This window comes from Anaerolineales bacterium, from assembly GCA_015075625.1.
GTDB lineage: Bacteria > Chloroflexota > Anaerolineae > Aggregatilineales > UBA2796 > UBA2796.
Genome location: JABTTZ010000004.1, coordinates 42,053 through 66,569, shown reverse-complemented (window position 1 = coordinate 66,569; position 24,517 = coordinate 42,053). Strand labels below are relative to the sequence as shown.

Here is a 24,517-nt window from a genome sequence, read left to right as displayed (position 1 = left end):
AGAAGCTGGTACACGCCTTCGTGACCTTCACTTAGCGTTCGGCGGCGGCGAGGGGGATCACCGCCTCCGCCGGAATATCGGTGATCAGGGGAATTTCAGTTTTTCCCGCTTTTACGGGGACGTGGCTCATCGCATATTCTGCCAGCGCCGCAATCGTTAGGCTCGGATTCACGCCCGGATTGGCGGGCATGATGGAGCCATCGATGATATACAGCCCCGGATAGTTGAATACCTCGCACTTCAAGTCGATCACGCCCTCTTGGGGGGTTTTCCCAAAGGGGACACCACCTAAAATATGCGCCGTCATGGGGATATTCAGCAGCCCCTCGTTGATTGACCCTAACGGGACGCCATTTGTCTTGTGGGCAAAACGGCGATTCACCTCATGCCCAACCTCAATGGCGGGAGGGACGCCTTTCCCCTCTGGCTGCGAGATCAGATTCCGCCGGAAGGCGGTGAATAAACCGCGCCCATAACGCATTTTCATATGAGCATCTTCCGTCTGCATAACAAGGATGATCGTTGTCCGCCGCGCCCAACCGGGCAGGACATAGGTCTTCAGAAAATCGAGCGGACGAATAAAAAGCGCCCCAAAGGTTTTCAGAATACGGATAGGGGTGCTGGTGCCGGGTTTGATCAGCGGTGCGGCGAGGAAACGCATCAGCGATGAGCCAGCCGGATAACGGACGGGTTCAATGGTTGTCACCGGATCGGCATGAAAAATGGAGGTGATGGCAATCCCCGTTGACCAATCTGTTTTTTGCCCCCGATTCACCACACCAAGCAAGGATTCGTTGTTGGTGCGGACACGATCTCCCAAATGGTGGGAAATATTCGGGAGCGATTTCGTCAGGTCGCGGCAGCGAAACAGCAGGCGCATTGTCCCCAGAGCGCCAGCAGAAAGAATCACATTTTTCGCCCGAACGGGCTTTTCCCGCGCCGGAAGAAGACTTGTTGAGCGGCGATAATGAATTTCATAGCGTGCGCCGTCGGGTTGGTTGGCGGAGAGCGGGCGTATATCGCGGACTTCCGTCTCTGCCCAGACCTCTGCGCCCCACCGTTCGGCAAGATAAAGGTAGTTTTTCACAAGCGTATTCTTGGCATTGTGTTGGCAGCCGACCATGCATCCCCCGCAGTGGATGCAGCCTGCACGGGCTGGACCCTCACCCCCAAAATAGGGATCGGGGGCGGTTTTTCCGCTTTCCCCAAAGTAAACACCCGTCGGAACGGGGTGGAATGTCCCCTCGCGCCCTAATTCCTTCGCCACGTCGTGTAGAACATGGTCGGCGGGGGAAAGGCGTGGATTCTGGGCAACGCCGAGCATCCGTTTTGCCATGTCATAATGGGGACGGAGCAGTTGTTTCCAATTGGCAAGGTGATGCCACGAGGGGTTTTCAAACAGGGAATCGGCTGGCTCCATAAGGACATTGGCGTAGCCCAAACTGCCGCCGCCGACGCCCGTCCCGTGCAAGACCAAGACATGGCGAAAAATGCTGATCTGCAAAATGCCAAAACAGCGCAAGGCAGGCGACCATAGGTATTTGTTCACCCGCCAATTCGACTTGGCAAAGTCCTGATCGCGGTAGCGCTTGCCGCGTTCCAAGACGAGGACGCGATAGCCCTTCTTCGTCAGGCGCATGGCGGAGATGCTCCCGCCGAAACCTGAACCAATAATGACGTAATCAAGGGCGTCAGCGGTGGTGGCAGAGGCGGGGGTGGTCGTAGACATAGGGGAAAAATCCTTCAAACAACACAATCAAACGACTATTTGATAACACAGATCATAAACGCATTCTGCGTTTTGCGCTACAATCGGGCAGTGGGCTATCAGGGTCTAAAACAGCGAGAAACGACGCACCATGGCGGATTTGATTGGGCAGCACCTCGGCAATTACGAGATTATCTCCCCGTTAGGGCAGGGGGGGATGGCAACAGTCTACCGCGCCCGCCAAACGACGATGAAGCGTGATGTGGCGATCAAGGTGATCACGCAGCAGCACGCGGGCGACACGGAATTCACAAAACGCTTTGAGCGTGAGGTAGAGACGATTGCCTCGCTGAGTCATGCCCATATTTTGAAAGTGTTCGATTACGGCAAGCACGAGGGGATGGTTTACCTCGTCATGGAACTGCTCACGGGTGGCTCGCTTGCCGATAAAATCAGCGCAGGGGCAATTCCACCAAAGAAGGTGAAAGCGCTCCTGAATCAGATTACCTCGGCGCTTGATTATGCCCACCGTCGGGGGATCATTCACCGCGACCTGAAGCCCCAAAATGTCATGTTGGACGAAGGTGGAAATGCCTTCCTAACTGATTTTGGGATCGCCAAGATCGTCAGTTCTAACCAAGCGGCAACGGCGACGAAGGCGGGGGCGATTATGGGAACGCCCTATTACATGGCGCCGGAGCAGTGGCGGGGCGATCCTGTTGATGCCCGCACGGATATTTACGCACTAGGGACAATCCTCTACGAAATGCTCTTGGGGCGCTTGCCCTTTGATGCCGACACTGCCTTTGTGTTGATGCACAAGCATGTGAACGAGCCGCCACCCCTGGCAGAACTGCGGGAAAAGTTTTCTGTGGCGGTTTCTCATGCCGTCAGCACGGCAATGGCGAAAGACCCCGCGCAGCGCTACGCCTCTGCCGGGGACTTGGCAAAGGCGTTCGAGGATGCTCTCGAAGGGACGTTCCTCTCCGACACAACATCGCCGCCCATTGTCACCTTAATTGATGTCCCTTTGGAGCGGGCTACGGGGACGATGCCCACTGTTGGCGCAAGCACCATGGGGCGGGCGTCAACGGTTATTGGGGAAGGGGGTGGCAGCACCCCCTCTGGCACGCCAACCTCACTATTCAAGCCTGGCGAAGAACCCCAAGCGAAGCAGCGGGGGTGGCTTATCCCCGCGCTCGTGGGGGTGGTGGGCGTTCTGGTGGTGGTGGTTGCCATTCTCGCCCTAAATCGGAGCGCGACAGTCAGCCTGACTCCTACGGCTGCTGCCCTCGCGGCGGCGACGACGGACGCACCATCGATCACACCCAGTCTCACGAACACCGCCTCGGCAACCGTCACCGCCAGCCCAACCGATGAACCACCGCCGCTGACGCAAGCGGTACTCATCCTGACGGAGCGCGTCACCCAGACGGCGAACGCTGTGGCGTCGTTCACCAAGACACCAACGCCCAACTTGCGGGCAACAGCAGTGGCACTCGTCCAGCAGCAGGATACAGCAACCGCTGAGGTGGCGACGGCGAACGCCGTTGCCTCGTTCACGAAAACGTTCACACCCACCGCCACCTTTACCCCATCACCAACGCTGACCTTTACGGCGACGGCGATACCCACAAACACGCTCACGACAACCTTTACCCCAACCTTCACGGCGACACCTACAAACACCTTCACCGCAACCTTCACGGCGACGGCAACCCACACGCCCACCGCTACACCGACGGTGACGAACACGCCCTCTCCAACGTTCACCCTGACGGCGACCAACACGCCAAATTTTGCGACCAAGATTGCTGAAGGGGTTGCCGCCAATGCGCCCTGCACTGTGACGGCGAAGGGCTTTGATGCGAAGGTGCGCTCACGTCCCAACACCCAAAGCACCGTCGTCCGTGTACTGCGGACACAGCCCGTATCAGTGGTGGAGATTTTTGAGGAAAATGGGGAGCGCTGGTGGCGCGTGTTCTATCCCGATGGGGAGACGGCATGGGTCGATGATCGGGAGGTGATCCTCGGTGAGACGTGCGGGATCGTCTACACACCAACCCCGACGCCAATCACCCCAACGATGACTCCGACTCCTTTCTGCACCGTTTCGACAACGGACATCAGCGTTCAGGTGCGGGCGGGTCCAAGCCTCCGCCGGAGCGCCATCCGCATCATGCCACAGAACGATCCCGTCGCCGCCGATATGCTTATCGATGCCGAGGACGGTACACGTTGGTGGCGGGTCACGGCGCTTGGGGCGGTAGGATATGTCTTGTTTGATGAGGTTACTGCCGATCCTCGCTGTGTGGTTGTGCCAACGCCGACACCGGCAAGGTAGGAAACGATGGGCGATCTTCAACGCTCGCTACCGGGGGGCGATGGGCAAGAGAAACGATATTGGGATGCAGAGAGTCAGCGCCGGTGGGTGGCGCTGATCAGCCCCTTGTGCCAAACAGAGTATGAACGCCACGATCTCCGTGACCTGATTGTGACGAACTTCCCCGCTTATCTTGCCGATGCGCCATTTATCGCGGAAATGGCATCTGAGGCGGACACGGAAACCTTCACCACCCGCGTGCTAGACGGTCTGATCCGCGAGATAAGCCCTGACGCGCCGCTGAAGGTTTTGGATGCCCTTCAAGACCGTTTTGGCAGAGAAAACCAGTGGCAAGTACGCCTTCTGAGGGAGCGCGTTTTGTATGGGGCGATCCAGCCTCCGGCGCAAAGCGCAGTGGGTAGACGAAAAGGCGGGGTGGCGTTCAGCCCACTTTACCTGATTGTCATTGGCGTGTGCGCAGCGGTGGTCTATTTTCGGTTTAATGGCAATGCCCCAATCACGCAAGGGACGCCCTCTGCCTCGCAGACGGCGCTTGCTATGACCCCTATACAAAACACAGCGCTGACGCTGACCGCAAACGCCCTAGTCACCAGCAAAGCGCTCACCAACGTACCCATAGCAACCCATACGGCAACCCCCACGCCGACACCAACGATCACGCCCACCGCCACCCCAACAGGGACGCCCACACCGACGCTTCGCGCTGCCATAGTGCCAGCGCCTTCTAGCGGAAATCATTCTGGACTTCAGGTGCTTTCCACCGCTAGGCAGATTCTCCACCATCTGGGGTTTTATCCTTAGAGCCTATCTGCAAATTCGGGTTTGGCGTGTAATCAAGGCAGTGCTGAGAAAGATACCTTTGGCAAACACCGCATCTTTCCCTGAATGGCATCAACAAAAGGGTTGTGAGGGTTTGCCCTAATCGCTATCGATAATTTACGGATAGGTACTTAATCACTCACCTTACGCAGTTGGGTTTGTTCACCCCGTATTCGTCGAAAGGGGCAGTTTGAGGGGGCTTCCCCCTCAAAAAAGTGCATTCCCCCTCTCCCGCGTGGCGGGAGAGGGGGTTAGGGGGTGAGGGTCTGTGCGTAAGGTGAGTTAATCATTTGTAGGGCGTTTGCAAATATGCCCTACAAGAATGCCCCCTTATCCTGTTTTCAGGGGCAAGCCATGCGGTACACTCTCCCCACCGGATCCCTGTGAGAGATAATCACCTCCCCATGCGCCCATTACGGTTAGAGATCAAAAACTTTCTCGCCTATAAAACGCCCCAACCAATCCTTTTTGAAGGGATTCACGTCGCCTGCCTCAGCGGACCGAATGGCGCGGGAAAATCGTCCTTGTTGGATGCGCTCACATGGGCGCTGTGGGGCAAGGCACGAACGAGTGACGCCAGCCTGATCCGTATGGGCTGCGATGAAATGGCGGTCACTTTAGACTTTCGCCATGATGGACAGCTTTACCGCGTTGCACGAAAGCTGAAAAAGGGAAAGACCAGCCGCACCGAGATCACCCTATACAGTTGGAAACAGAGCCAGTGGATGCCCATCAGTGGGGGATCAACTGCCGATACAGGGCGGCAGATTGAGACACTTCTCCACCTGAATTACGAGACCTTCACCAACTCCGCCTTTATGCGTCAGGGAAAGGCAGATTCCTTCACCTCCACCACCGCAGGTAAACGTAAAGAACTTCTGTCAGATATCTTGGATTTAAACCTGTGGGAGATTTACGAAGAACGGACGAAAAGCCGCCTCAATACGATCACCAATGAGATCGATCTGATTCAGCACCGCATTGCTGATTTTCGTGCTGAGGAAGGGCGCGAAGCGGATGTGCGGGTGACAATCACGCAGGCAGAGGCGGTCTCTGCTGCGGCTGACCTTGCTGAGCAAGCGGCAGAGCGCCACTGGCAAACCGTTGCCGAAGCGCCGCTCCGCTATGAACAACAAAAACAAGCCTACGAAACAGCCAGACGCGCCATTGCCACCTTAGAAACGCAGATGACGACACTTCGGGGGCAGCTTGATCGTGCGCAAAGACGCTACGACACGTTAAGCGAGACGCTTAGCGAAGCAGAAGCGATTACTGAGGGCTATAAAACCCTTTTGGAGGCGCGGGCGGCTGATGTTGATTACCACGAGCGCCAGAGCGCCTATCAAGACTTAGATCGGAAGCGGGCGAGCGCCCTGAATGCCCTAAACTATGCAAAAAAAACACTGGAGGATGGGGCGCGGACGCGGCGGCAAGAGATTGGTAAGCGCCGCGCTGCGGTGGAGAGCATTCCTGCGCTAGAGAACGACCTAACCGCCGTTCGAGAGGCACTGGCGGAAGTGGCAATACGGCATGAGGAACGCGCCGCGCTCACGCTCAGAGAGCGCGAACTTGCCGAAGAAAGCGCCACCCTGACCGAACAAAACAAAGCCCTCGAAACGCAGCGCGGTGAGTTGCGAATCAAATGGCAGGCAGTCAGCATTGAGGGGGAAGCGATATGCCCTGTCTGTGGCGAGCCGCTCAGTGAACCTCGTCGGCTGGAACTGCGTGATGAGTATGAGCGGGCAGGGAAGGCGTGCAGCGCCCAGATTGACGCTAACAAAAAACATCTGGGCGATCTAGAAAAAGCTGCGAAGCAAACCGCTGCCGAAGTTAAGGTCGTGGAGAAGGCGTTGAAAACCGCCGAGGCACTCCACAAGCAAGAAGGCGAGTTGTTGATGAAGGTGGCAAAGACGGGCGAAGCGCTGGCGGAACTAGACCGCCTGACCATCGAGATGGAGGAACTAGAAACCTACCTAGAGACGGGAAACTTTGCCCAAGAAAACCGCCTAGAAATTGCCGCCCTCGATGAACAGATTGCCGAGCTTGCCTATGACGCCGCCATTCATCAGGAAATCCGCAGATCTCTGACCACCTATGCCCCCTTTGAGAGACGTTGGGCGGCGCTGGAACAAGCACAAGGGGATGTCCCCGATGTGGAGCGCGAGATCGCTGAATATGAGGCGATATGGGCAAGGCATTCTGCTGACTATGAGGCGGAAAAGGCAAAGATCGCCCCACTCCAAGAGGTGATGAACGCCGCCCGTGTTTTAAGTGAGGAGGCAAGTCTTCGCCGCCAGCACTACGAGGATGCCCGCCGCGCCCGCACGTCCGCCCGTGACGATTTGGTGGCGGCGCGTCAAGCCCTAAGCGCAATTGAAATGGCAAAAAAGCGGCGGGCTGAATTGGAAACGGAGCGCGAACGGCTTACCCGCGAGCGGGCGCTGTGCGAAACCGTGCGCTTGGCGTTTGGCAAGAAGGGCGTCCCAACGATGCTCATGGAAGCGGCGATCCCCGAATTGGAACTGCTGACAAATGAGCTTTTGGGGCGCATGACGGATAACCGGATGCACATCAAATTCGATTTCCAACGCCCCACCCAAAAGGGGGATACGGTGGAAACGCTGGAGATCACCATTAGCGATGAGCTTGGCTCACGCAATTATGATCTCTACAGCGGTGGGGAGGCGTTCCGCATCAACTTTGCCTTACGTGTGGCGCTCAGCCAGTTTTTGGCGCGGCGGGCGGGCGCACGCCTAGAAACGCTGATCATGGATGAAGGCTTTGGCTCTCAGGATGCCGTCGGGCGCGAACGCCTTGTCGAGGCGATCCGCGCCATTCAGGATAAATTTGATCTGATCCTCGTCGTTACCCATCTGGACGATCTTCGTGAGATGTTCCCCGCACAGATCGAGGTGCGCAAGCACGATCAGGGGTCAGAGGTTGTCCTCCGATGACGCTCTACCTGCTGCCCGTTTTGGGTGACGATCCCGATGATTTGACCTTTCGCGCCCGCCGCCATATAGGGGAAGTGGCGGTCATTTTTGCCGAGGATCAGGCGCAAGCGCAGCGCCTGTGTGAGGCAATCGGGGTGAAGACGACCATCCAGCCGCTCAGCGCCTTTGATACCTCTGCCTTAGCGGGCGATGCCCTGCTGTGGATCAGACATGTATCCGGTGTGGCGGCGCTGGTAAACAGGGCATTGCAGGCAGGAATGGCGGTGATCCCCTTGCCCGGTGGGGCGGCGGTGATTACAGAGGTCGTCGCCTCCGGCTTGCCCACCGATAGTTTTTTGGTAGGTGGGATACTCACCTCCGAAACGGCGACGACGCGCTTTGCACGCCACAAGGATGAACGACGAACACTCGTTTATGGGTTTCCAAAAGGGGCAACGGAGGTAGATCGGGAAGCGCTTGTGGCAGCTGCTGGGGCGTTTTTTGGGGGACGGCGGATCATCAGCGGTGCAATGTTGATCATTGAGGGAGCGCCCGATTTAGCCCCACAGCGGTGGACGGCGGATCAGGTTGTGGGGGCGCTCCACCATCATTTAGCAAAGGGGGAATCCCGTCGGGCGGCGGCGAAAGCAGTGGCTGCCCTCTCTGGTTGGGAGACGCGAGACCTTTATGATCTCAGTCTTGAGATAGGGGAGTAAAGACTCCATGAGAAGCGCCCTCGCCCCATTGATTCTCGTGCGGCTCTCTGGCAAGATAGATCATTATGATACCGATGCCCTACCTCACCCGTTTCCTTTTTGGCGTGTTTGCGTTGCTGAGTCTTGCCGCCTGCGGAGGGGGACAATCTCCGGCGGATAGCGTCTTGCAGAGCAACAATGAATCGCTGCGGGCAACTATCGCTTTTTATGAGAGCATGGACCCAACGGCGACAGCGGTTGCCGCTCAATATACTACCCGCATGGCAACCCTTCAGACGGATTTGGAGCGCACTCGTCAGGAAGTGCGTAATCTGACTCTGCGCCTTAACAGCGGCGGGGCGCCCCCGCCAATCACGGGGGGGGCGGTCAATACCCCACCTGCATCGTCAGGGGCTGCGCCATTTGCCACGCCCGCCATTTCTAACCCTGGCGGAGGCGGTTTTTCCAGCATCCCTACCTTCACCCCCTTTCCTACACCAGCAGGAATCGCGCCCGTTGGCACGCCACCCTCTGTTCGTTCTGCGACGGGCTTGGCGCTGGAAGGAATCACCCTTGCATTGGGCATTGATAACAACGGCTGTGCGGTGAACGCCACAAACAACTTTCTGACGACGAGTCAGCAAATCTATGTGGTTGCCATTGCCCGCAACTTCCAAAGCGGGACGGTTTTTAGCACAAATTGGACGAACGATGAGGGTTTCCAGCAGCGCTATGATTGGACAACACCCGAAGCTGGGGACACCATGTGTGTTCATTTCTATGTAGAGCCTGGGACGCTGGAAATGACGCCGGGGAATTACTTCGTCACCTTCACCGCGCAATCGGCAAGCGGAGGGACAGCAGAAAGTCCACGCCTGCCCTTCGTCATTCGCTAACGTCGCGGAGGCTGCGCTGAAGCGCCTCCCAAACAATCGCCACATCGGAAAGGGTTGTCCGCCAATTGCTGAAGGCGGCACGCATCCCTGCTATTCCCTGATAGGTGGTGGGGGTGAGAAACGCCCGTCCCCCCGCTGCCAGCCGCCCTAAAAATGCCCCCACTACCGCCTTTGTGGGTGCGCCAGCAGTATCAGCCAATGTGAAGCAAACAACATTCATCCGCGCTGGAGCAAGCAAGCGAAAGCCGTCGGATCGCTCAATTTCAGCGGCGAGGGATGTCGCCGCTGCGCAGTTTTCCTCAACAATCCTCTGGTAGCCCGCCCGCCCATATGCCATCAAGGTGAACCACGCCGGAAGCGCCCGAAAACGCCGTGAATTTTCCGGCGTCAGGTGGAAGAAATCAGGCGGGTCGCTGATCTCACCGAGGTAGGCGGCGCTGTTTTGAAAGACTTGTAATTGAAGATCGCGGTGAGGGGTGAAGATCATCGCCGCATCATAGGGGACATTCAGCCATTTGTGGGCATCAACGGTGATCGAATCAGCCAATTCCCATCCCTCAAGACGGGAAGCATAGTGCGGCGAACAGGCGGCAAACCCGCCAAAGGCAGCATCGACGTGCAGCCAGAAGGGGAATTCCGTCTTAAGCGCGGCGATGCCCTTTATATCGTCAAAATCGACGGTGTTCACCGTTCCCCCATTGGCGACCACAATTGCCGGAGTGCCGTTCAATGCCGCCAGCCGCACCCGTATATCCTCCACCACCACCGCCTCGCGTTCGGGCTGTTGGGCGGCGCGGATCACCGAGGATCGCCCCATGCCAAGCATAGAGAGCGCTTTGAAAATGCTGCTGTGCGGTTCACCGCTGATCACCGAGGTGGGGGTCATGCCGTACAGACCATTGGCAGTGACATTTCGCCCCTGCTGCTGTGCCGCCCATTCGCGCCCCAATGCCAATCCAACCATGTTCGAGATTGTCGCGCCGGTGACAAACACACCACTGAAGGCATCCGGCAGCCCAAACAGGCTGCACAGCAAGCGGATCGTCTCGCGTTCGAGGTAGGGGGCGACGCTTGTCCCGTTATTGGCAACATTCGTATCGTAGGCGCTCACCAGCCAATCGCCCATGATGGCGGCAGGTGTTGTGCCACCGGTGACAAAGCCCAGGTAGCGCCCACCGTTGTTTGCCGCCATGTGCGGGGCATAGCGCTCGGCAAAGCGCACCAACGCCGCTGCTGCACCAAGCCCCTCGTCGGGGAGAGGGAGTGTTTCGGCAGGTTCATGGAGCGCAGCCGAGGGACGCTCAGCAATCCCAGAGAGGTAGTCGTAGGCGAGATCAAGCGTCTGAAGAAGGAGATCACGCAGGGCAGTGTGATCGTGCTGAAGGTGATTTGCAGGCATAGCAGGACCGCTTTCGGATTATGTTCAACAAGATAAAGAGACGAATTGCTGCCCCCGATTACCCTTCGACCAACGCCGTCAAAATCTCTGTTAGACGGAGGATTTCCGTATCATCCCCGGCATCTAACGCCTCTTGGAGAGAGGTTGCCACTTCATAGAGAGAGGCGCTTTGTATTTGGGCATATTTTGCCTCAGCCCGCGCCAACAAGTCTTTGGCGTGATCATTCAAGAGCAGGATATCAGCATCTTCTTGATCCTCAACGGTCAATGGCAGCCGTCCCGCCGCCTCTTGAAGTTCGGCTTGGGTCATTGCCCGATGGTTCGTGCGGACGGTGATCCCTGCCTGCCGTCCGGTAAGGCGGTCTGTTGCTGTCACTTGCAGAATACCGTTTAGATCAAGGCTGAACTGGACGGGGAACTGGATCACATCATCGTCCTCGTCACTCTGTTCCAAGCCCGCAAAGGTGAATTCACCGAGGGGGGTGTTTTGCGAGGCAACCGGATCATCGCCCTGATAGACTTCGATCTGGACGCTTGTTTGCCCATCGGAAACAGTGGCAAAAACCTCCTCCACCGTGACAGGAATTGTGCTGTTACGGCGGATCAACACGCGGTAGCTGTCGGGGATAGGTTCGCCCGTGTAGGTGAAGTTGACCACTGCCACGCCCAAGCTGTGCGGCGTCACGTCCACTAAAATGGCATCAATGGGCTGCCCCTCGATGATTGCCCCTTGCACGCCAGCGCCCAACGCCACCGCCTCGGAGGGAGGGACATCCTGACGAGGGGCAACCCCGACATGCTCCGCGACAATCTCCCAAACGGCGGGGATGTAGGTGCTGCCGCCGACCAAAAGAACGGTATCAGGGGTATCGATCTCACCATCATCAAGAACACGATCAATCGATTCTGTCGTGCGCAAGAGCAAATCTTGGATGAGGGCGACGAACTGCTCACGCCCGATTTCAACTTCTAAGTGAAGGGGAACACCGCGTTTTTCGGCAAGGTATTCCTCGCGCACCCATGTAAATTGGCGGCTGCTCAGGTCGATCTTTGCCATTTCTGCCGCCCGTCGCAAGCGTGCCATCGCCCGCAGATCGCCGCGCAGATCAACGCCGTGCTGCTCAGAAAAGATACTGGCAAGATAATCTACTAGGCGGGCGTCGAAATCGTCGCCGCCAAGCTGCGTATCGCCATGGCTGGCGCGGACATCGATCACCCCATCCATAATCTCGACTAATGAGACATCAAATGTCCCCCCGCCGAGGTCGTAGACGAGGGCTGTTTGTGTCGTTTGGTTTGCCAACCCAAAGGCAAGTGCCGCCGCCGTTGGCTCATTCAAAATGCGCACGACCTCTAAGCCGGCAAGCCCACCGGCGGTGGTCGTCGCCTGACGTTGGGCATTGTTGAAATAGGCAGGGACGGTGATCACCGCTTGGCTGATCGTCGTTTCAAGGTTCATTTCGGCAATGCGCTTGATCTCACGCAGAATGAGAGCAGAAATTTCTTCGGGTTGAAGGTCATAATCGCCAACGGTGATCACCTGATGTGTCCCCATCAGGCGCTTCACCGAGCGCACCGTGCGTTCTGGGTAGAGCGCATATTGGTTGAGCGCCGTTGTGCCAACCAACCAGTCGCCAGTTGGCGACATGCCCACAACGGAAGGGATGATTCGCTCATCGCCATCGGGAAGAAGGACGGGTGCGCCGTTGTAGACTACACTTGCTGCCGAAAAGGTTGTTCCCAAATCAATGCCAATGATCGTCACAGGGGGGTATGCCTCCACTTGCCATTGTCCCACGCTGAATGAGAGATAGATTGTACGAAGCGGTGAGGGTCAGAGCAAGGGATAGGGTGCAGATAGGGTACAATCTGCGACACGCGGTAAGGAATTGGGGTGAGATGTGGGTAAGCCTTCCCAACTGGGCATTATGGTCATTCTCCTCGGCGCGGTGGTTGCCCTGACGGGCTTTTTCCCCGGCGTGATGGGGTTGGAAGCAGCAAGGGGCATTGGCGTTCTTCAGGCGCTGGCGATCCTTGCTGGCTTTGGGGGGCTGATCGGCGGAGCGTACATCTATGTCAAAGTGACGTATTACCTGAATCAGAAAAACACGCTTGCCCAACGGATTGCTGTCCGCCTGAGCCTGACTGGACTTTTGATCTCGGCGGCGACGGGCTTGGCAGATGTCTTAGGCTTTGGCTCGCACCCGCCAATTGCCACTATCCAGCGTCCGCTGGTGGGAACATACCAACTGGTCGGGATGTTCGTTGGGTTTGCTATCGCCTCGTTTGGCGTGATCATTTACACCCTGATGGGCGATCATGATGAACCGCCCTCCACGCCCGATTCTTAACGCGCTCCCACCGCCAACAGAAGGATTGTCAGCACCGCCCCAATAATGAGCGCCAAGACGATATACTGCCCGAAATTCCCCTCAATTGGCGACTCGTTGGGTTGGTTCATCTCGACACGTCGCCCATCCGCGCCGATCCGCCGTCCCGAGATAATCTGATCTAGGTTACGGTTGATAGTAATCGGACGTGGCGGTGAGGGAGCTTGGTTGGCAGGGACAGTTGTTTTCCCACCTGTTTGCGATGCACCGCGATGGGTATAGGGAATCGCCTTGCGCATCCCCGTACCAATGTAAAAGCCACAGCGGGCGCAAAAGGACTCGCCCGCGTTGTTTGCCGCACCGCAGTTTCGACATAGTTTTTTTCCCTCTAGGTTCAGCCGTTCTGCTGGAGGGGGGGCGCTGGTGGTGGGGGCAGGGGTAAGGGATGCCTCTAAGGGTGGGGGAGACGCGGTTTCCCCTTCACGAAACTGGGTGAGAGGAATTTGTACCTTGATCTCCCGACGGCGGGTGATCACTGCATCAAGGGTGGGAGAGGTCGTAGGTGGGGGGGATTCTTGGTTGGCAGGCGAGGTGAGAGCGGCGGTGGGCAGTTTGCCCTCAACGCCTTCCTGTAAGGATTCCAATGCGGCTTTCCATGCGGCAAGCGGTGGGCAAGCAGCAAGGGTGGGGCTGCCCCATGCTGTGCGAAAGAGTTCAGCGACAGCCGCCCCATACTCGGCGTGAAGCGCCTCTGCCAAAAGGCGAAAGCGCAAGCTATCAGGAGCGCCCATTTCGGAAGCGGCGAAGTAATGCTCATCGGCGCTATTTTGACGGATGCGGGGAACTGCCCATCCCAACATCTCGCTGATCAAGACCGCCGCCCCAAAACGATCCCCTTCGGGACGCCACTGCCCGCCGGAACGCCCATCGTGGTGTTGGTAGCCATCTTGCCCGCCGGGGGCTTCCACCGGGCGGGGCAAATCTGCCCCGTAGAGTTCCTCAATATCAACGAGTTCGATCCCGCCGCTTTGTTTATCGACAATGACATTTGCCCCAGCAATATCGCCATGCGCCAGCCCGTGCCCTTCCAAACTACTGAGGACATACGCCACACCACGTCCCAAGCGCAGCGCGGCATCCTTTGAGAGCGCCTCTTTGCGGGAGACAATATCGTACCATGTGACGCCCGGCAGCCAGGGCATGAGAACGCCATATTCAAGGGCGGGGTAGGTGTCCAAGAGTCCGGGATAGCCCGTTCGGGTGAAGATTGTCCGGCGGGCGGCACGTAAGCCGGGTAGGTCGGCGTAACGGCGGAGTGCCTCGGTAATGGCTACCAGATTAGGGACGCGGTATTTCAGTTTGAAGTATTTCAGCGCCGTTCGTTCGTTGTCACCACTGCGCCGAAGTTGAATGACAAACCCCCGCGCACCGCGCTGTACATAGGGCAAACCGGGCAGCGCCGGATGGGAGGCAACGCGATAGACCACGTTATCAATGGTGAATATTTGACCGGCTTCAACGCGCACCTGAGCAAGACTCATGCCGCAGAACCTCTCTCTTTAGCGCGTCGTGAGCGCGATATAGCCGACAGCAAGGGCAACAGCGAGGAGCGCCGCCACAAGGCTGATAGCGCTCGTCTGAAAGTCCCCGGAGGTAAGAGGTCGATAGCCACTGACAACCAACGTTGGTCTGGAAGGCGGCGGCGTGGGGCTTGGCGGTGAACTCATCAGCATCTGCTCGGAACGATACACAGGGATAGGATCGCTCCACAAGCCCGCCGCGTGACCCATGGCTAACGCCTGCACACGGCAGATGATCGCCCCCTCTACGAGAAGTTCTGTTGGAAGAATCGCGCTTGTTGCCTGTGCGGCAGAGGTATCCAGCGTGCGAAGGCGGCGCCCATCCCGCTCAAAGGCAAGCCGATACCACCCCGCAGCGGGGATCGCCGTCCAACGAAGGGCAGGTTCATCCGGCTCTGGTTGGGAAAGAATCGGCGCGGGCAAGGGATCGGACAGTGTGAGCGGGGTGAAGGTGAGGGCAAAGATGGATAGATCATCACTGGTGGGAAGTGTACGGCGGTGTGCAGCGAGGTCGTTCCATTCATCAACGGGCAGATGATGAAGTGTTTGCGCATCACTCCCCACGCCATCACTGTAGGCGAGGATGCGTCCAATGCCGGAAAGGGGCAGCACCGCACTATGTGCCGTTCCATTTTTCGCCCCCAAGCGTGTAGACCATCGTTCGCGGGTTTCCCATACGGGGTCAGGAAGATCAATAGGCTGCTGCTGCTCATCCCAAAGGGTGAGGCGCATATCACCCATCCACCCCAGAAACAGCAAACCCAAGCGGTGATCGACCCGCCCGCAGACAAACATCGCCTCGCTGCCATTCGTTCGTTTCCGTTCGAGAGCATCCCGCACCATAGGGGGGAGAGATTCGGGTATCGGTTTCGCCGCAACCAGCGCCGAGGCATCTGGTGTCCACGTGGCGAGAGCAGCATTGAGCGCAGCAGAAAAAAACTCTGGGTTATGATCGGCTGCCAACCATGCCACAAGGTGTTCCCCTAAATAGCGGGCGGCAATATCACCATAGAAAGACTGGCTGACGCCATCACAGAGGGCAAAGGCAAGCCAATCCTCACCACCGTCGAAGGCGATGAAATCTTGTCCGGGAGCGCCGCCCGCCCGTGAATCACGCGAGCGATCATAAAGATAGGTTAGCGTTCCTATGGCACATGGTTCGTGGCGGGTAGGGGTATCCCCGTCTTGGTTGATGGTAACGATCATGGTGGGGCAGATCAGGCAACCGGCGTTGCGCCGGACATGGTGAACGCCATACGGATCAAGTCTTTTGTCTGCGCCGGAAACATCATCGGGGCAGCGCTGTTCAGGGTGTAGCCAAACTCTTGCATCTCGCCGCGATAGCTATCGGGGAGAGGAGAACTCATCCGCAACAGGGCGCGGGCGTAGTCGCTGGCAAGGTCGGCTTCACTGGTGACGCCTGCCCATGTGAAGGCGTCATCAACGGGGGTTTTCAGGATTTTGTCGGAAATAAAGATATTTTCGACCAACACGTTTCCGTCGTTTGTCCCTAAACCCATGATGCGCTGGACGATGGGGGTGGGGTCATCGCCCTGATATTCGCCGTCCGTCATGTGGCAAATGAGAGGGGCAGGGTGGGTAGACATATAAGGGAGTTCTTGGAGAAGAAGCTGCTCAGCAGCAAGGAAAGCTGCGGCGGAGTTTGTGCTGCCACGCGGGGCAAATTCGGGAACGCCGTCACGGACGAATTGATCAATGGTTTTGATCCCGCCGAGAATGTCATGAACTTGCGATTCGTAGGCATAGATCGCCAAGCGATAGCGGGGTGCCACAATCTCCCCTTTTGTTGAGCGGGCGACCATCTCTGTGGCGATTTCCTGAAGGGCGTCCGAGACAATCTCAACGCGGCGTTTATCGCCCAACATTTGGCTCATAGAGCCGCTGATGTCCAGAAGGTAGATGATTAACACTGGCGTTGTTGAGGTCGCCACCGCAGAATAGGTCATGCTTACGTCTCCAAATACGTGCGCGTGTGTCGGTATTTTTTCGATGGTGGGGATCGTACTTCAGAACAGAGCGTTTGGCGAACGAAGGGGAGTAACGTATCAAAAGGAGACAGATTTAGGCTATACTTAGCATTTATCCTCGATCTCATCGTGCCATATTTGGGAGGCATTATCGGCTATGGGTGGTCGCATTCTTGTCGTAGAAGACAATCCCGACAACCGTATTTTGATCACGGATGTTTTGACCTCGCTGGAGTATGAGGTTCTTTTGGCAGTGGATGGACAGGAAGGGGTGGATAAGGCGATTGCCGAAAAACCCAACTTGATTTTGATGGATTTATCGCTTCCGCATAAGGACGGTTGGACGGCAACCCGTGAGATTAAGGCACTGCCTGATCTGAAGCACATCCCGATTATTGCGCTGACGGCACATGCGATGGTGGGAGATCGTGAGCGGGCGCTAGAGGCGGGTTGTAATGATTATGTCTCGAAGCCGATTGACCTTAGGGAATTGGCAGACAAACTCTCGCAATATTTGGAGTAGGAGGATGAGGGTTGGGGGAAGGGCGAGTCGGTGACTCGCCTTAAATGTCAACCACGGGCGTGTTTTGGGCAAGAAAAAACCCCCGGAGTGGGGGGTTGGGGGAAGGTAAGAAGGTGAAAAAAGGACTTGGCAATGACCTACGCTCCCAGTACGTCTCCGTACAAGTACCATCGGCGCTGGCGGGCTTAACTGCCGGGTTCGGGATGAGACCGGGTGTACCCCCGCCGCTTCTATCACCAAGAACTCTTTCACCCTCATACCATCCCCCAAACGTCCTGCCGGGGGCTGTACAAGCTGCTCTAGCCCTTGCGAATAAGCGATAGCCTTCTGCTGACGTAACGTCTCATGGTTCTGCACACGAGAACGACGATTTCTCCGCACCACACGGAGCAAGCCCTCGACCATTAGTACGGGTTGGCTACACACATCGCTGCGCTTCCACCTCCCGCCTATCAAGCTCGTAGTCTCCGAGCGGTCTTACCCGGTTGCCCGGTGGGGGGACTTATCTTGGGGCGAGCTTCCCACTTAGATGCTTTCAGCGGTTATCCCTTCCGAAGGTCGCTACTGAGCTATGCCGTTGGCACGACAACTCACACACAAGCGCTTCGTCCAGCTCGGTCCTCTCGTACTAGAGCCAGCTCCCCTCAATCCCCCTACGCCCACAGTGGATAGAGACCGACCTGTCTCACGACGGTCTGAACCCAGCTCACGTACCGCTTTAATGGGCGAACAGCCCAACCCTTGGGACCTTATCCAGCCCCAGGATGCGATGAGCCGACATCGAGGTGCCGAGCGAAGTCGTCGATGTGAACTCTTGGACTTCACCAGCCTGTTATCCCCGGGGTAGCTTTTGTCCGTTAAGCCACGACCCTTCCACTCGGTGTCGTGGGATCACTCAGCCCGACTTTCGTCTCTGCTCGGCGTGTCTGCCTTACAGTCAAGCTCCCTTATGCCTGTACACTCGAAGGTGGGTTTCCATTCCACCTGAGGGAACCTTTGGGCGCCTCCGCTACTCTTTAGGAGGCGACCGCCCCAGTCAAACTGCCCACCTGGCACTGTCTCCATTCCGGCTTACGGAACGGGTTAGGGTCAAAACACACTCAGGCTGGTATTTCACCGTCGGCTCCCCCGAAGCTAGCGCTCCAGGTTCTTCGCCTCCCAGCTATCCTACACAGACTGTGTCCTAACGCAATGCCAAGCTGCAGTAAAGCTCCACGGGGTCTTTTTGTCCTACTGCGGGTAACGCGCATCTTCACACGTAATTCAATTTCGCCGAGTCCTTCGTTGAGACAGTGCTCTACTCGTTTGGCCATTCGTGCGGGTCGGAACTTACCCGACAAGGAATTTCGCTACCTTAGGACCGTTATAGTTACGGCCGCCGTTCACCGGGGCTTCAATTCAAAGCTTCGGATTGCTCCTAACCTCTCCTCTTAACCTTCCGGCACTGGGCAGGCTTCAGCCCCTATACGTCAGCTTTCGCTTTCGCAGAGACCTGTGGTTTAGTTAAACAGTCAGCAGAGCCCTTTCACTGCGGCTCAGGTTCCCCTGAGCGCCCCTTCTCGCGAACTTACGGGGCTAATTTGCCTAATTCCTTAACGAAGGTTCCCTCGTTCGCCTTGGTATCTTCTACTCGTCTACCTGTGTCGGTTTGCGGTACGAGCGCCCTTACTTCATCGTTTAGTGGCTTTTCTTGGCAGCTGGGCCCACACACTTCCGAGCTTTCGCTTCCGCCGTCGCGCTTTTGCTCAGGGGCGGATTTGCCTACCCCCTCTTCGCTACTACGCTTGGCACCCCGATTTCCATCACGGGGCTGTGCTTCCCTTCTGCGTCCCCACTTCACTCCCTAAAGGCGGTACAGGAATGTTAACCTGTTGTCCATCACCTACGCCTTCCGGCCTCGGCTAAGGCTCGACTCACCCGACGCGGACTGACCTTGCGTCGGAACCCTTAGACTTACGGCGAACATGGTTCTCACATGTTTCTCGCTACTCATGCCAGCATCCTCACTCGTGTACCGTCCAGCCTCGCTTACCGCGTTGACCTTCGTCCCGTACACGACGCTCCCCTACCATTAATCCCTAGCTTCGGTGCTTGGTTTAGCTCCGTTACGTTATCCGCGCAGGCGCGTTTGACCAGTGAGCTATTACGCACTCTTTAAAGGGTGGCTGCTTCTAAGCCAACCTCCTGGCTGTCTCAACACGCCCACCTCGTTTTCCACTTAACCAAGGCTTTGGAACCTTAGCCGGGGGTCTGGGTTGTTTCCCTCTCGACGACGAATCTCATCACCCGCCGTCCAACTGCTGCGCTTGGAGTTGTGGTATTCGGAGTTTAAAAGGGTTTGGTAATCGTAAGACCCCTAGCCCAACTAGTGCTCTACCTCCACAACTAAACACGCAACGCTCGCCCTAAAGCGATTTCGGGGAGAACAAGCTATCTCCGAGTTCGTTTGGCATATCACCCCTACCCACACCTCATCCAGCCGCTTTTCAACGCGGAACGGTTCGGTCCTCCACGAAGTTTTACCTCCGCTTCAACCTGGACATGGGTAGCTCACCCGGTTTCGTGTCTAATGAATGCGACGCTGCCCTCTTCAGACTCGCTTTCGCTGTGGCTCCGGCTGTTACTGCCTTAACCTTGCCACATCCATTAACTCGCTGGCTCATTCTCCAAAAGGCACGCCATCAAGGTTTTCACCTCTTTGACTGATTGTAAGCAAATGGTTTCAGAATCTCTTTCACTCCCCTCACCGGGGTTCTTTTCACCTTTCCCTCGCGGTACTTGTGCGCTATCGGTCGTCTCGTGTATTTAGCCTTGGAGGGTGGACCCCCCATCTTCTCACGGGGTTAGCGTGTCCCGTGATACTCCTTGCAGCTTATTCGCTTGTCGCCTACGGGGCTTTCACCCTCTTTGGCAGCCTTTCCAGTACTTTCGACTAAGCTTTTGTTGCTGCGGGCTGTTCCGCTTTCGCTCGCCACTACTCGCAGAATATTCTCTTTTCCTCCGGTTACTTAGATGTTTCAGTTCACCGGGTGCCCTCGACCTGACCTATGTGTTCAGTCAGTCGTGCATGGACATGCCTCCATGCGGGTTTCCCCATTCGGATATCGTTGGTTCATGCGGATGCACACTCCTCGCCAACGCTTTTCGTAGTGTACCACGTCCTTCTTCGGCACGTGACGCCTAGGCATTCACCATTTGCCCTTGTAGCTTTGCCATGTGGCACGGAGAAATCGTTTCTCTCGTGTCTTTCTAATGCTACGTTACGTCTTTCTATCGCTTATTCGGTTGGTAAAGTGCTGTCGGGCGTGTTGCCCAACGTGTCGCATATTGTAACGGTGTTTTGGGGAGTGTCAAGACCAGATTTGAATGTTGTTTCGTTCTGGTTTGTCTTGCCCTGTTTTGCCGTCCGGCTGCCTGCGACTAGCCGAGGTATAGTATCATTGAATTGAGGGGTGTCAAGGGTCGGTGCCAAAGATGGGGAGAATTTGGGGATGCATTTCCGTTTTCATGATCATGCCGAAGCCTTCCTTGCCAGCGCGGGAGAGGCGCTTGGACGTGCCGAAGCGTTAAACAACCTGATGATCGGCTTGGCGCTGCGCATCCATGAGCAGGGCGGGCAGATGAAACATAAGCCCTATATGGCGACAGTGACCGAGGGTGATTCCCTCACAGCGGCGATTATGACTCCCCCCTTCAATGTGACTCTTTACTCCGATGCTCCCGATCCTGTACCAGCCATGGTCAGGATCGCTGACGATCTGCACGCCAACGGATGGGAGGTTAGCGGAGTCTCTGGGCGTCCGCCGTTGGCAGAGCGATTCGGCGGGTTGTGGCGTGAGCAGACGGGCATCACCCCTCGGAAGGGGCTTGAGATGGGAATTTACGAACTGCGCGTGGTGACGCCTCCACCAAACGCCCCCGCAGGACGGCTTGCGGTGGCAACACCGTCTGATATCGACCTAGTGACCGAGTGGGCGGTAGGGTTTGAACGCGACGCTCTTCATCAGGCTGAACCAAACCGTACCGAACTGCGCCAGATGTGCGAACGACGGCTGGCAGGCGGGGATATTTACCTGTGGCATGTAGAGGGCGATGCCGCGCCGGTCTCGATGGCGGCACAAGGACGAAAGACGTTCAGTGGTGTCGTTGTGAATTTCGTCTTCACCCCGCCCGAACTGCGCGGCAAGGGATACGCTTCGGCGGCGGTGGCAGCCCTTAGCCAGCACTTTTTGGACAATGGACATGCCTTCTGTGCCTTGTTCACGGATATGGCGAATCCCACCTCGAACAGCATCTACCAGAAAATCGGCTACCGCTACATTGGGGCATTTGAGGAATGGCTGTTTAAGGTGGAGGGGCATTAGGCTATTAGGATTAGAGCTTACACAGCTGCACCTGTTTACCCTGTATTCATGGAAAGGGGAAGTTTGAGAGAAAGCCCCTCAAAAAACAGATTCCCCCCTTCTCCCAGTGGGAGAAGGAAGGTAGGGGGATGAGGGCAACTGCGTAACGTCTATAGGGTGTTGGGCAACTGCCCACTTTAAGGTGAGCAGCGTGCGGGCGACCACAGGGGATCGCCTCTATGGGGGGCGATTGTCCTCGCTGCGAAGGATAACCGTGTCTACATGACCTGCCTCTCCTCACCGTTATCACACCGATCATCTTCATCGCCCACCCCTCAGCGTGTATTTTATTTTGGATCACCGCACTTTTGGCGCTGGTGACAGGTATCCTTCGTCGTGAGCGAACACGCCTCTGGTGGGGAGTTTTCTGGTTGGGCTTAGGTAGCGTCGCCGCTCTCGTCAGTGTGACGAATCTCAACCCATACGAATCGGCACAACTCTCGCTGGCTAATTTATGGCAGTTGTTTCAGGGGACGGTGGCAAATCTCCCGCTGATTGCCTTAGTGATGGTATGGCTTGTTGGACTTATGCTGATCCGTACTCCACTGAAGGCTGTGCTGAAGATGCGCTTGCCGAACCTTCCCACAACCATCTTGCTCGTCATGGCATTGGGCGCGATGGTTGTGTGGGCGCTCTGCCCTTTTTTATGGAGTTACGCCCTCAATTACCGTTTCTTTGTGATTCCCCTTTCCACCCCCTTCATCGTTGCGGCGGCAATGGATTCCTTCCGCGCCGCTGAACCACCGGCTCAGTGGGGCGAAAGGGTGCAAATCATGCGCTATGTGGGAATCATTTTTGCCCTGACGACGATGATCCAGGCGGGCTGGTTGTTCAGTTATGCTCAACGGCTTCGTGTTACCCTCGCCACTAGCCCTACGCCTTGCCTTGATTTCAACAGCCCCCACACGGCATGGATGCGCAGCACCATTTTGGATCACTGGACCATCACGCCCTACGCCATTTTGATTCAAGGCAGACACCCCAAAAAAATGCTCCTGCGGGAGGTGTCTTGTCAAAACACAAATTTTTCGGCGGGCGTCCCTGTTGCCACATGGGATGTGCGCGGCAGCGGATGGTTCGATTTTGAGGGGTTTTTCGATCACCTCCAATCTTCCCCCCCATGATTGCGTGACATACTGCCCACGCCTAAAGGCAGGGGGTTTTACGGGGCTTTCGATAATCCCAATGATCCCACCTTTTGAAGATGGCTGCACTTCGGGTGTTGGGCAAACGCCCACCTTTCACCCCGTCTTAATCGATTTGCCTTACAATGGGAGCAGGTTAAACAATTACAGAGCGGAGGAGGTCTCTCATGCCGCCACGCCCGAATCAGTATTTTTGCGTACACAGTCATTTTTATCAGCCCCCACGAGGCAACCCGATCACTGGCGATATTGGGGAGGAAGCAGACGCCGAGAAATATCGCAACTGGAATGTGCGGATCACCGCCGAATCGTACCGCCCGAACGCAGAGATCGGGAACTTTGACCGGATCAGTTTCAACGTTGGCGAATCGCTTTTGGCGTGGTTGAAAAAACGCGCCCCTGAGACGTATAGCCGCATCATCGCCGCAGACCGCCCGGTGAATCAGAAGAAGCGTGTGGGGAATGCTATTGCCAGTTCCTACCATGATGTGCTGCTCCCCTTACGCCGCCGCCAAGACAAACACACCGAACTCTATTGGGGAAAAATGGCGTTTCGCCATCACTTCGGGCGCGACCCGCAGGGGATTTGGCTGCCGGAAATGGCGGTAGACCCAGACACCTTGCACGTTGTGGATGCGCTCGGTTATAAGTTCACCATCTTGGCGGGGGGGCAGGTTCAGGGTGCAGACGATGGGGCAGGTCCGTATTGGATTGACCTCGGTACCCAGCGGCGGATAGCGACCTTTGTTCGCCATGATGAGCTTTCCAACGATCTCTCGTTCAACATTTCGACGGTGGGCGGGGCGGGGCATTGGGCGCGGCACAAACTGGCAGGGCGGCGGCTGAGCAAGGGAGCGCTGACGCTGGTTGCCACGAACGGCGAAACATTTGGGCATCATCATTTGGGAGAGGAACGCTTTCTTCACTGGTTGTTGAAGCATGAAGCGCCCGCCATTGGCTACAAAATCACGACGCTGAATGAGTATATGGGGATTCAGCCGCCGATTGGATATATCACCGTGACGCCCTTTTCGTCGTGGAGCGATCAGTTCCGAATCACCCATTGGATCACGGGGCATGAGGGGTGGAAGGCATCGCTCCTGCGGGCGCTGGATCACCTTGCGGCGGAGATGTTCGATGTGATCCGCGAGGAAGTACGCCCTTTGAACACCGATCCACTGCGGCTGCGGGAGGAATACATCCGCGTGCGGTTGGGAGAGATGACGGGGACAGCGTTCCTTGCCGAATGTGCGCCCGGGTTGAGTAGTGATGAGGAAGCGCGTTACCTTGACCTATTGAAGGCATGGGTGTACATGAGCAAAGCGTATACAGGCAATGCATTCTACAAAAATGAGTTTGACGCGCCCCCCGTGCGCTATGCGATTGGCACGGCAATTCACGCGATGGCAATTTTGCACGGGGGGACCGGCGTAGACCTGAGCGCGGGCTTCCGCAACGATCTCGCCCCGATTCGCCGCGAGGGGGAGGGGCGTGATGGGACGGCGCTCTATGACGCTGTGTACGAGGAATTTTTCGCCCCGCCGGAGGATGTGCCAGTGGTGGCAGTTTAGCAGGGGGCGTGCTGCGGCGGGCTGAGATCAGGCAAAGGTGTCCTCGTCCCCTCGCCCACAATGGGCGAGGGGGAATCACTCTGTACCCCATCCACCTAGCGGCAGCCCTGCGCGGTTGCCTGCCTGCTGCCTTGCTCGACCTTATCCTACGTGGTGGGCAGAAAAAAATTCTATAATCGAATC

Annotated in this window: 16 protein-coding genes and 2 rRNA genes; 10 read left to right on the top strand and 8 right to left on the bottom strand. The window is 56.9% G+C overall.

The window, feature by feature from the left end; genetic code table 11:
- Positions 1-31 precede the first annotated feature (31 nt).
- A complete protein-coding gene (locus tag HS103_18025; GenBank protein ID MBE7514693.1) occupies positions 32-1,729 on the bottom strand; it encodes a GMC family oxidoreductase in 1,698 nt (565 codons plus the stop codon).
- 130 nt (positions 1,730-1,859) lie between these two features.
- On the opposite strand from HS103_18025, the gene HS103_18020 reads away from it, so the two are divergent.
- The 5 genes from HS103_18020 to HS103_18000 all read left to right on the top strand — a co-directional run bounded on the left by HS103_18020 (position 1,860) and on the right by HS103_18000 (position 9,395).
- Positions 1,860-4,052, top strand: a complete 2,193-nt coding sequence (locus tag HS103_18020; GenBank protein MBE7514692.1) for a protein kinase — start codon at positions 1,860-1,862, stop codon at positions 4,050-4,052.
- A gap of 6 nt (positions 4,053-4,058) precedes the next feature.
- On the top strand, positions 4,059-4,853 hold the full coding sequence (locus HS103_18015) for a hypothetical protein (GenBank protein ID MBE7514691.1): 795 nt from the start codon (positions 4,059-4,061) through the stop codon (positions 4,851-4,853).
- Positions 4,854-5,275: 422 nt separating this feature from the next.
- On the top strand, positions 5,276-7,825 hold the full coding sequence (locus HS103_18010; GenBank protein ID MBE7514690.1) for an SMC family ATPase: 2,550 nt from the start codon (positions 5,276-5,278) through the stop codon (positions 7,823-7,825).
- Positions 7,822-8,520: a hypothetical protein gene (locus HS103_18005; GenBank protein MBE7514689.1), complete on the top strand. Its 699-nt coding sequence runs from the start codon at positions 7,822-7,824 to the stop codon at positions 8,518-8,520. Before HS103_18010 ends, HS103_18005 begins: the two co-directional genes overlap by 4 nt.
- A gap of 65 nt (positions 8,521-8,585) precedes the next feature.
- Complete coding sequence (locus HS103_18000) at positions 8,586-9,395, top strand: hypothetical protein (protein MBE7514688.1); 810 nt, start codon at positions 8,586-8,588, stop codon at positions 9,393-9,395.
- Here the strand turns inward: HS103_18000 and HS103_17995 are convergent.
- A complete protein-coding gene (locus tag HS103_17995; protein ID MBE7514687.1) occupies positions 9,385-10,794 on the bottom strand; it encodes an aspartate aminotransferase family protein in 1,410 nt (469 codons plus the stop codon). The genes HS103_18000 and HS103_17995 overlap by 11 nt on opposite strands.
- A 58-nt stretch (positions 10,795-10,852) precedes the next feature.
- Positions 10,853-12,559 (bottom strand): Hsp70 family protein, encoded by a 1,707-nt coding sequence (locus tag HS103_17990; GenBank protein ID MBE7514686.1) that lies wholly within the window; start codon positions 12,557-12,559, stop codon positions 10,853-10,855.
- A 136-nt stretch (positions 12,560-12,695) separates the two neighbouring features.
- Here HS103_17990 and HS103_17985 point away from each other — a divergent pair, with 136 nt between their 5' ends.
- Positions 12,696-13,145, top strand: coding sequence for a hypothetical protein (locus tag HS103_17985; protein ID MBE7514685.1), 450 nt, complete (start codon positions 12,696-12,698; stop codon positions 13,143-13,145).
- Here the strand turns inward: HS103_17985 and HS103_17980 are convergent.
- The 3 genes from HS103_17980 to HS103_17970 are packed head-to-tail and all read right to left on the bottom strand — an operon-like array spanning position 13,142 to position 16,671.
- Positions 13,142-14,665, bottom strand: a complete 1,524-nt coding sequence (locus tag HS103_17980; GenBank protein ID MBE7514684.1) for a hypothetical protein — start codon at positions 14,663-14,665, stop codon at positions 13,142-13,144. The two genes, HS103_17985 and HS103_17980, sit on opposite strands and share 4 nt — an antisense overlap.
- Positions 14,666-14,683: 18 nt before the next feature.
- Positions 14,684-15,910, bottom strand: coding sequence for a protein phosphatase 2C domain-containing protein (locus tag HS103_17975; GenBank protein ID MBE7514683.1), 1,227 nt, complete (start codon positions 15,908-15,910; stop codon positions 14,684-14,686).
- Positions 15,911-15,921: 11 nt separating this feature from the next.
- Positions 15,922-16,671, bottom strand: a complete 750-nt coding sequence (locus HS103_17970; protein MBE7514682.1) for a VWA domain-containing protein — start codon at positions 16,669-16,671, stop codon at positions 15,922-15,924.
- 178 nt (positions 16,672-16,849) lie between these two features.
- On the opposite strand from HS103_17970, the gene HS103_17965 reads away from it, so the two are divergent.
- On the top strand, positions 16,850-17,215 hold the full coding sequence (locus HS103_17965) for a response regulator (GenBank protein MBE7514681.1): 366 nt from the start codon (positions 16,850-16,852) through the stop codon (positions 17,213-17,215).
- A 124-nt stretch (positions 17,216-17,339) separates the two neighbouring features.
- Here the strand turns inward: HS103_17965 and rrf are convergent.
- Together rrf and HS103_17955 are read right to left on the bottom strand one after the other, a co-directional pair.
- Positions 17,340-17,456 (bottom strand): 5S ribosomal RNA (gene rrf, locus HS103_17960).
- A gap of 145 nt (positions 17,457-17,601) precedes the next feature.
- Positions 17,602-20,431, bottom strand: a 23S ribosomal RNA gene (locus HS103_17955).
- Positions 20,432-20,706: 275 nt separating this feature from the next.
- Between HS103_17955 and HS103_17950 the strand changes: the two genes are divergently transcribed.
- The 3 genes from HS103_17950 (at position 20,707) to HS103_17940 (ending at position 24,334) form a co-directional block, all read left to right on the top strand.
- The gene (locus HS103_17950) at positions 20,707-21,579 is read left to right on the top strand and encodes a GNAT family N-acetyltransferase (GenBank protein MBE7514680.1); all 873 of its coding nucleotides are present in this window, start codon (positions 20,707-20,709) and stop codon (positions 21,577-21,579) included.
- Positions 21,580-21,926: 347 nt separating this feature from the next.
- Entirely contained in the window at positions 21,927-22,742 is an 816-nt protein-coding gene (locus HS103_17945; protein ID MBE7514679.1) for a hypothetical protein, read from the top strand.
- Positions 22,743-22,930: 188 nt separating this feature from the next.
- Positions 22,931-24,334 (top strand): DUF3536 domain-containing protein, encoded by a 1,404-nt coding sequence (locus tag HS103_17940; GenBank protein ID MBE7514678.1) that lies wholly within the window; start codon positions 22,931-22,933, stop codon positions 24,332-24,334.
- Positions 24,335-24,517: the final 183 nt, after the last annotated feature.

Coding starts and splice junctions, on each gene's coding strand:
- HS103_17970 (MBE7514682.1), bottom strand. CDS start 16,671: ATGACCTATTCTGCGGTGGCGACCTCAACAACGCCAGTGTTAATCATC.
- HS103_18005 (MBE7514689.1), top strand. CDS start 7,822: ATGACGCTCTACCTGCTGCCCGTTTTGGGTGACGATCCCGATGATTTG.
- HS103_17995 (MBE7514687.1), bottom strand. CDS start 10,794: ATGCCTGCAAATCACCTTCAGCACGATCACACTGCCCTGCGTGATCTC.
- HS103_18010 (MBE7514690.1), top strand. CDS start 5,276: ATGCGCCCATTACGGTTAGAGATCAAAAACTTTCTCGCCTATAAAACG.
- HS103_17980 (MBE7514684.1), bottom strand. CDS start 14,665: ATGAGTCTTGCTCAGGTGCGCGTTGAAGCCGGTCAAATATTCACCATT.
- HS103_17965 (MBE7514681.1), top strand. CDS start 16,850: ATGGGTGGTCGCATTCTTGTCGTAGAAGACAATCCCGACAACCGTATT.
- HS103_17975 (MBE7514683.1), bottom strand. CDS start 15,910: ATGATCGTTACCATCAACCAAGACGGGGATACCCCTACCCGCCACGAA.
- HS103_17940 (MBE7514678.1), top strand. CDS start 22,931: ATGCCGCCACGCCCGAATCAGTATTTTTGCGTACACAGTCATTTTTAT.
- HS103_18020 (MBE7514692.1), top strand. CDS start 1,860: ATGGCGGATTTGATTGGGCAGCACCTCGGCAATTACGAGATTATCTCC.
- HS103_18015 (MBE7514691.1), top strand. CDS start 4,059: ATGGGCGATCTTCAACGCTCGCTACCGGGGGGCGATGGGCAAGAGAAA.
- HS103_17950 (MBE7514680.1), top strand. CDS start 20,707: ATGCATTTCCGTTTTCATGATCATGCCGAAGCCTTCCTTGCCAGCGCG.
- HS103_18025 (MBE7514693.1), bottom strand. CDS start 1,729: ATGTCTACGACCACCCCCGCCTCTGCCACCACCGCTGACGCCCTTGAT.
- HS103_18000 (MBE7514688.1), top strand. CDS start 8,586: ATGATACCGATGCCCTACCTCACCCGTTTCCTTTTTGGCGTGTTTGCG.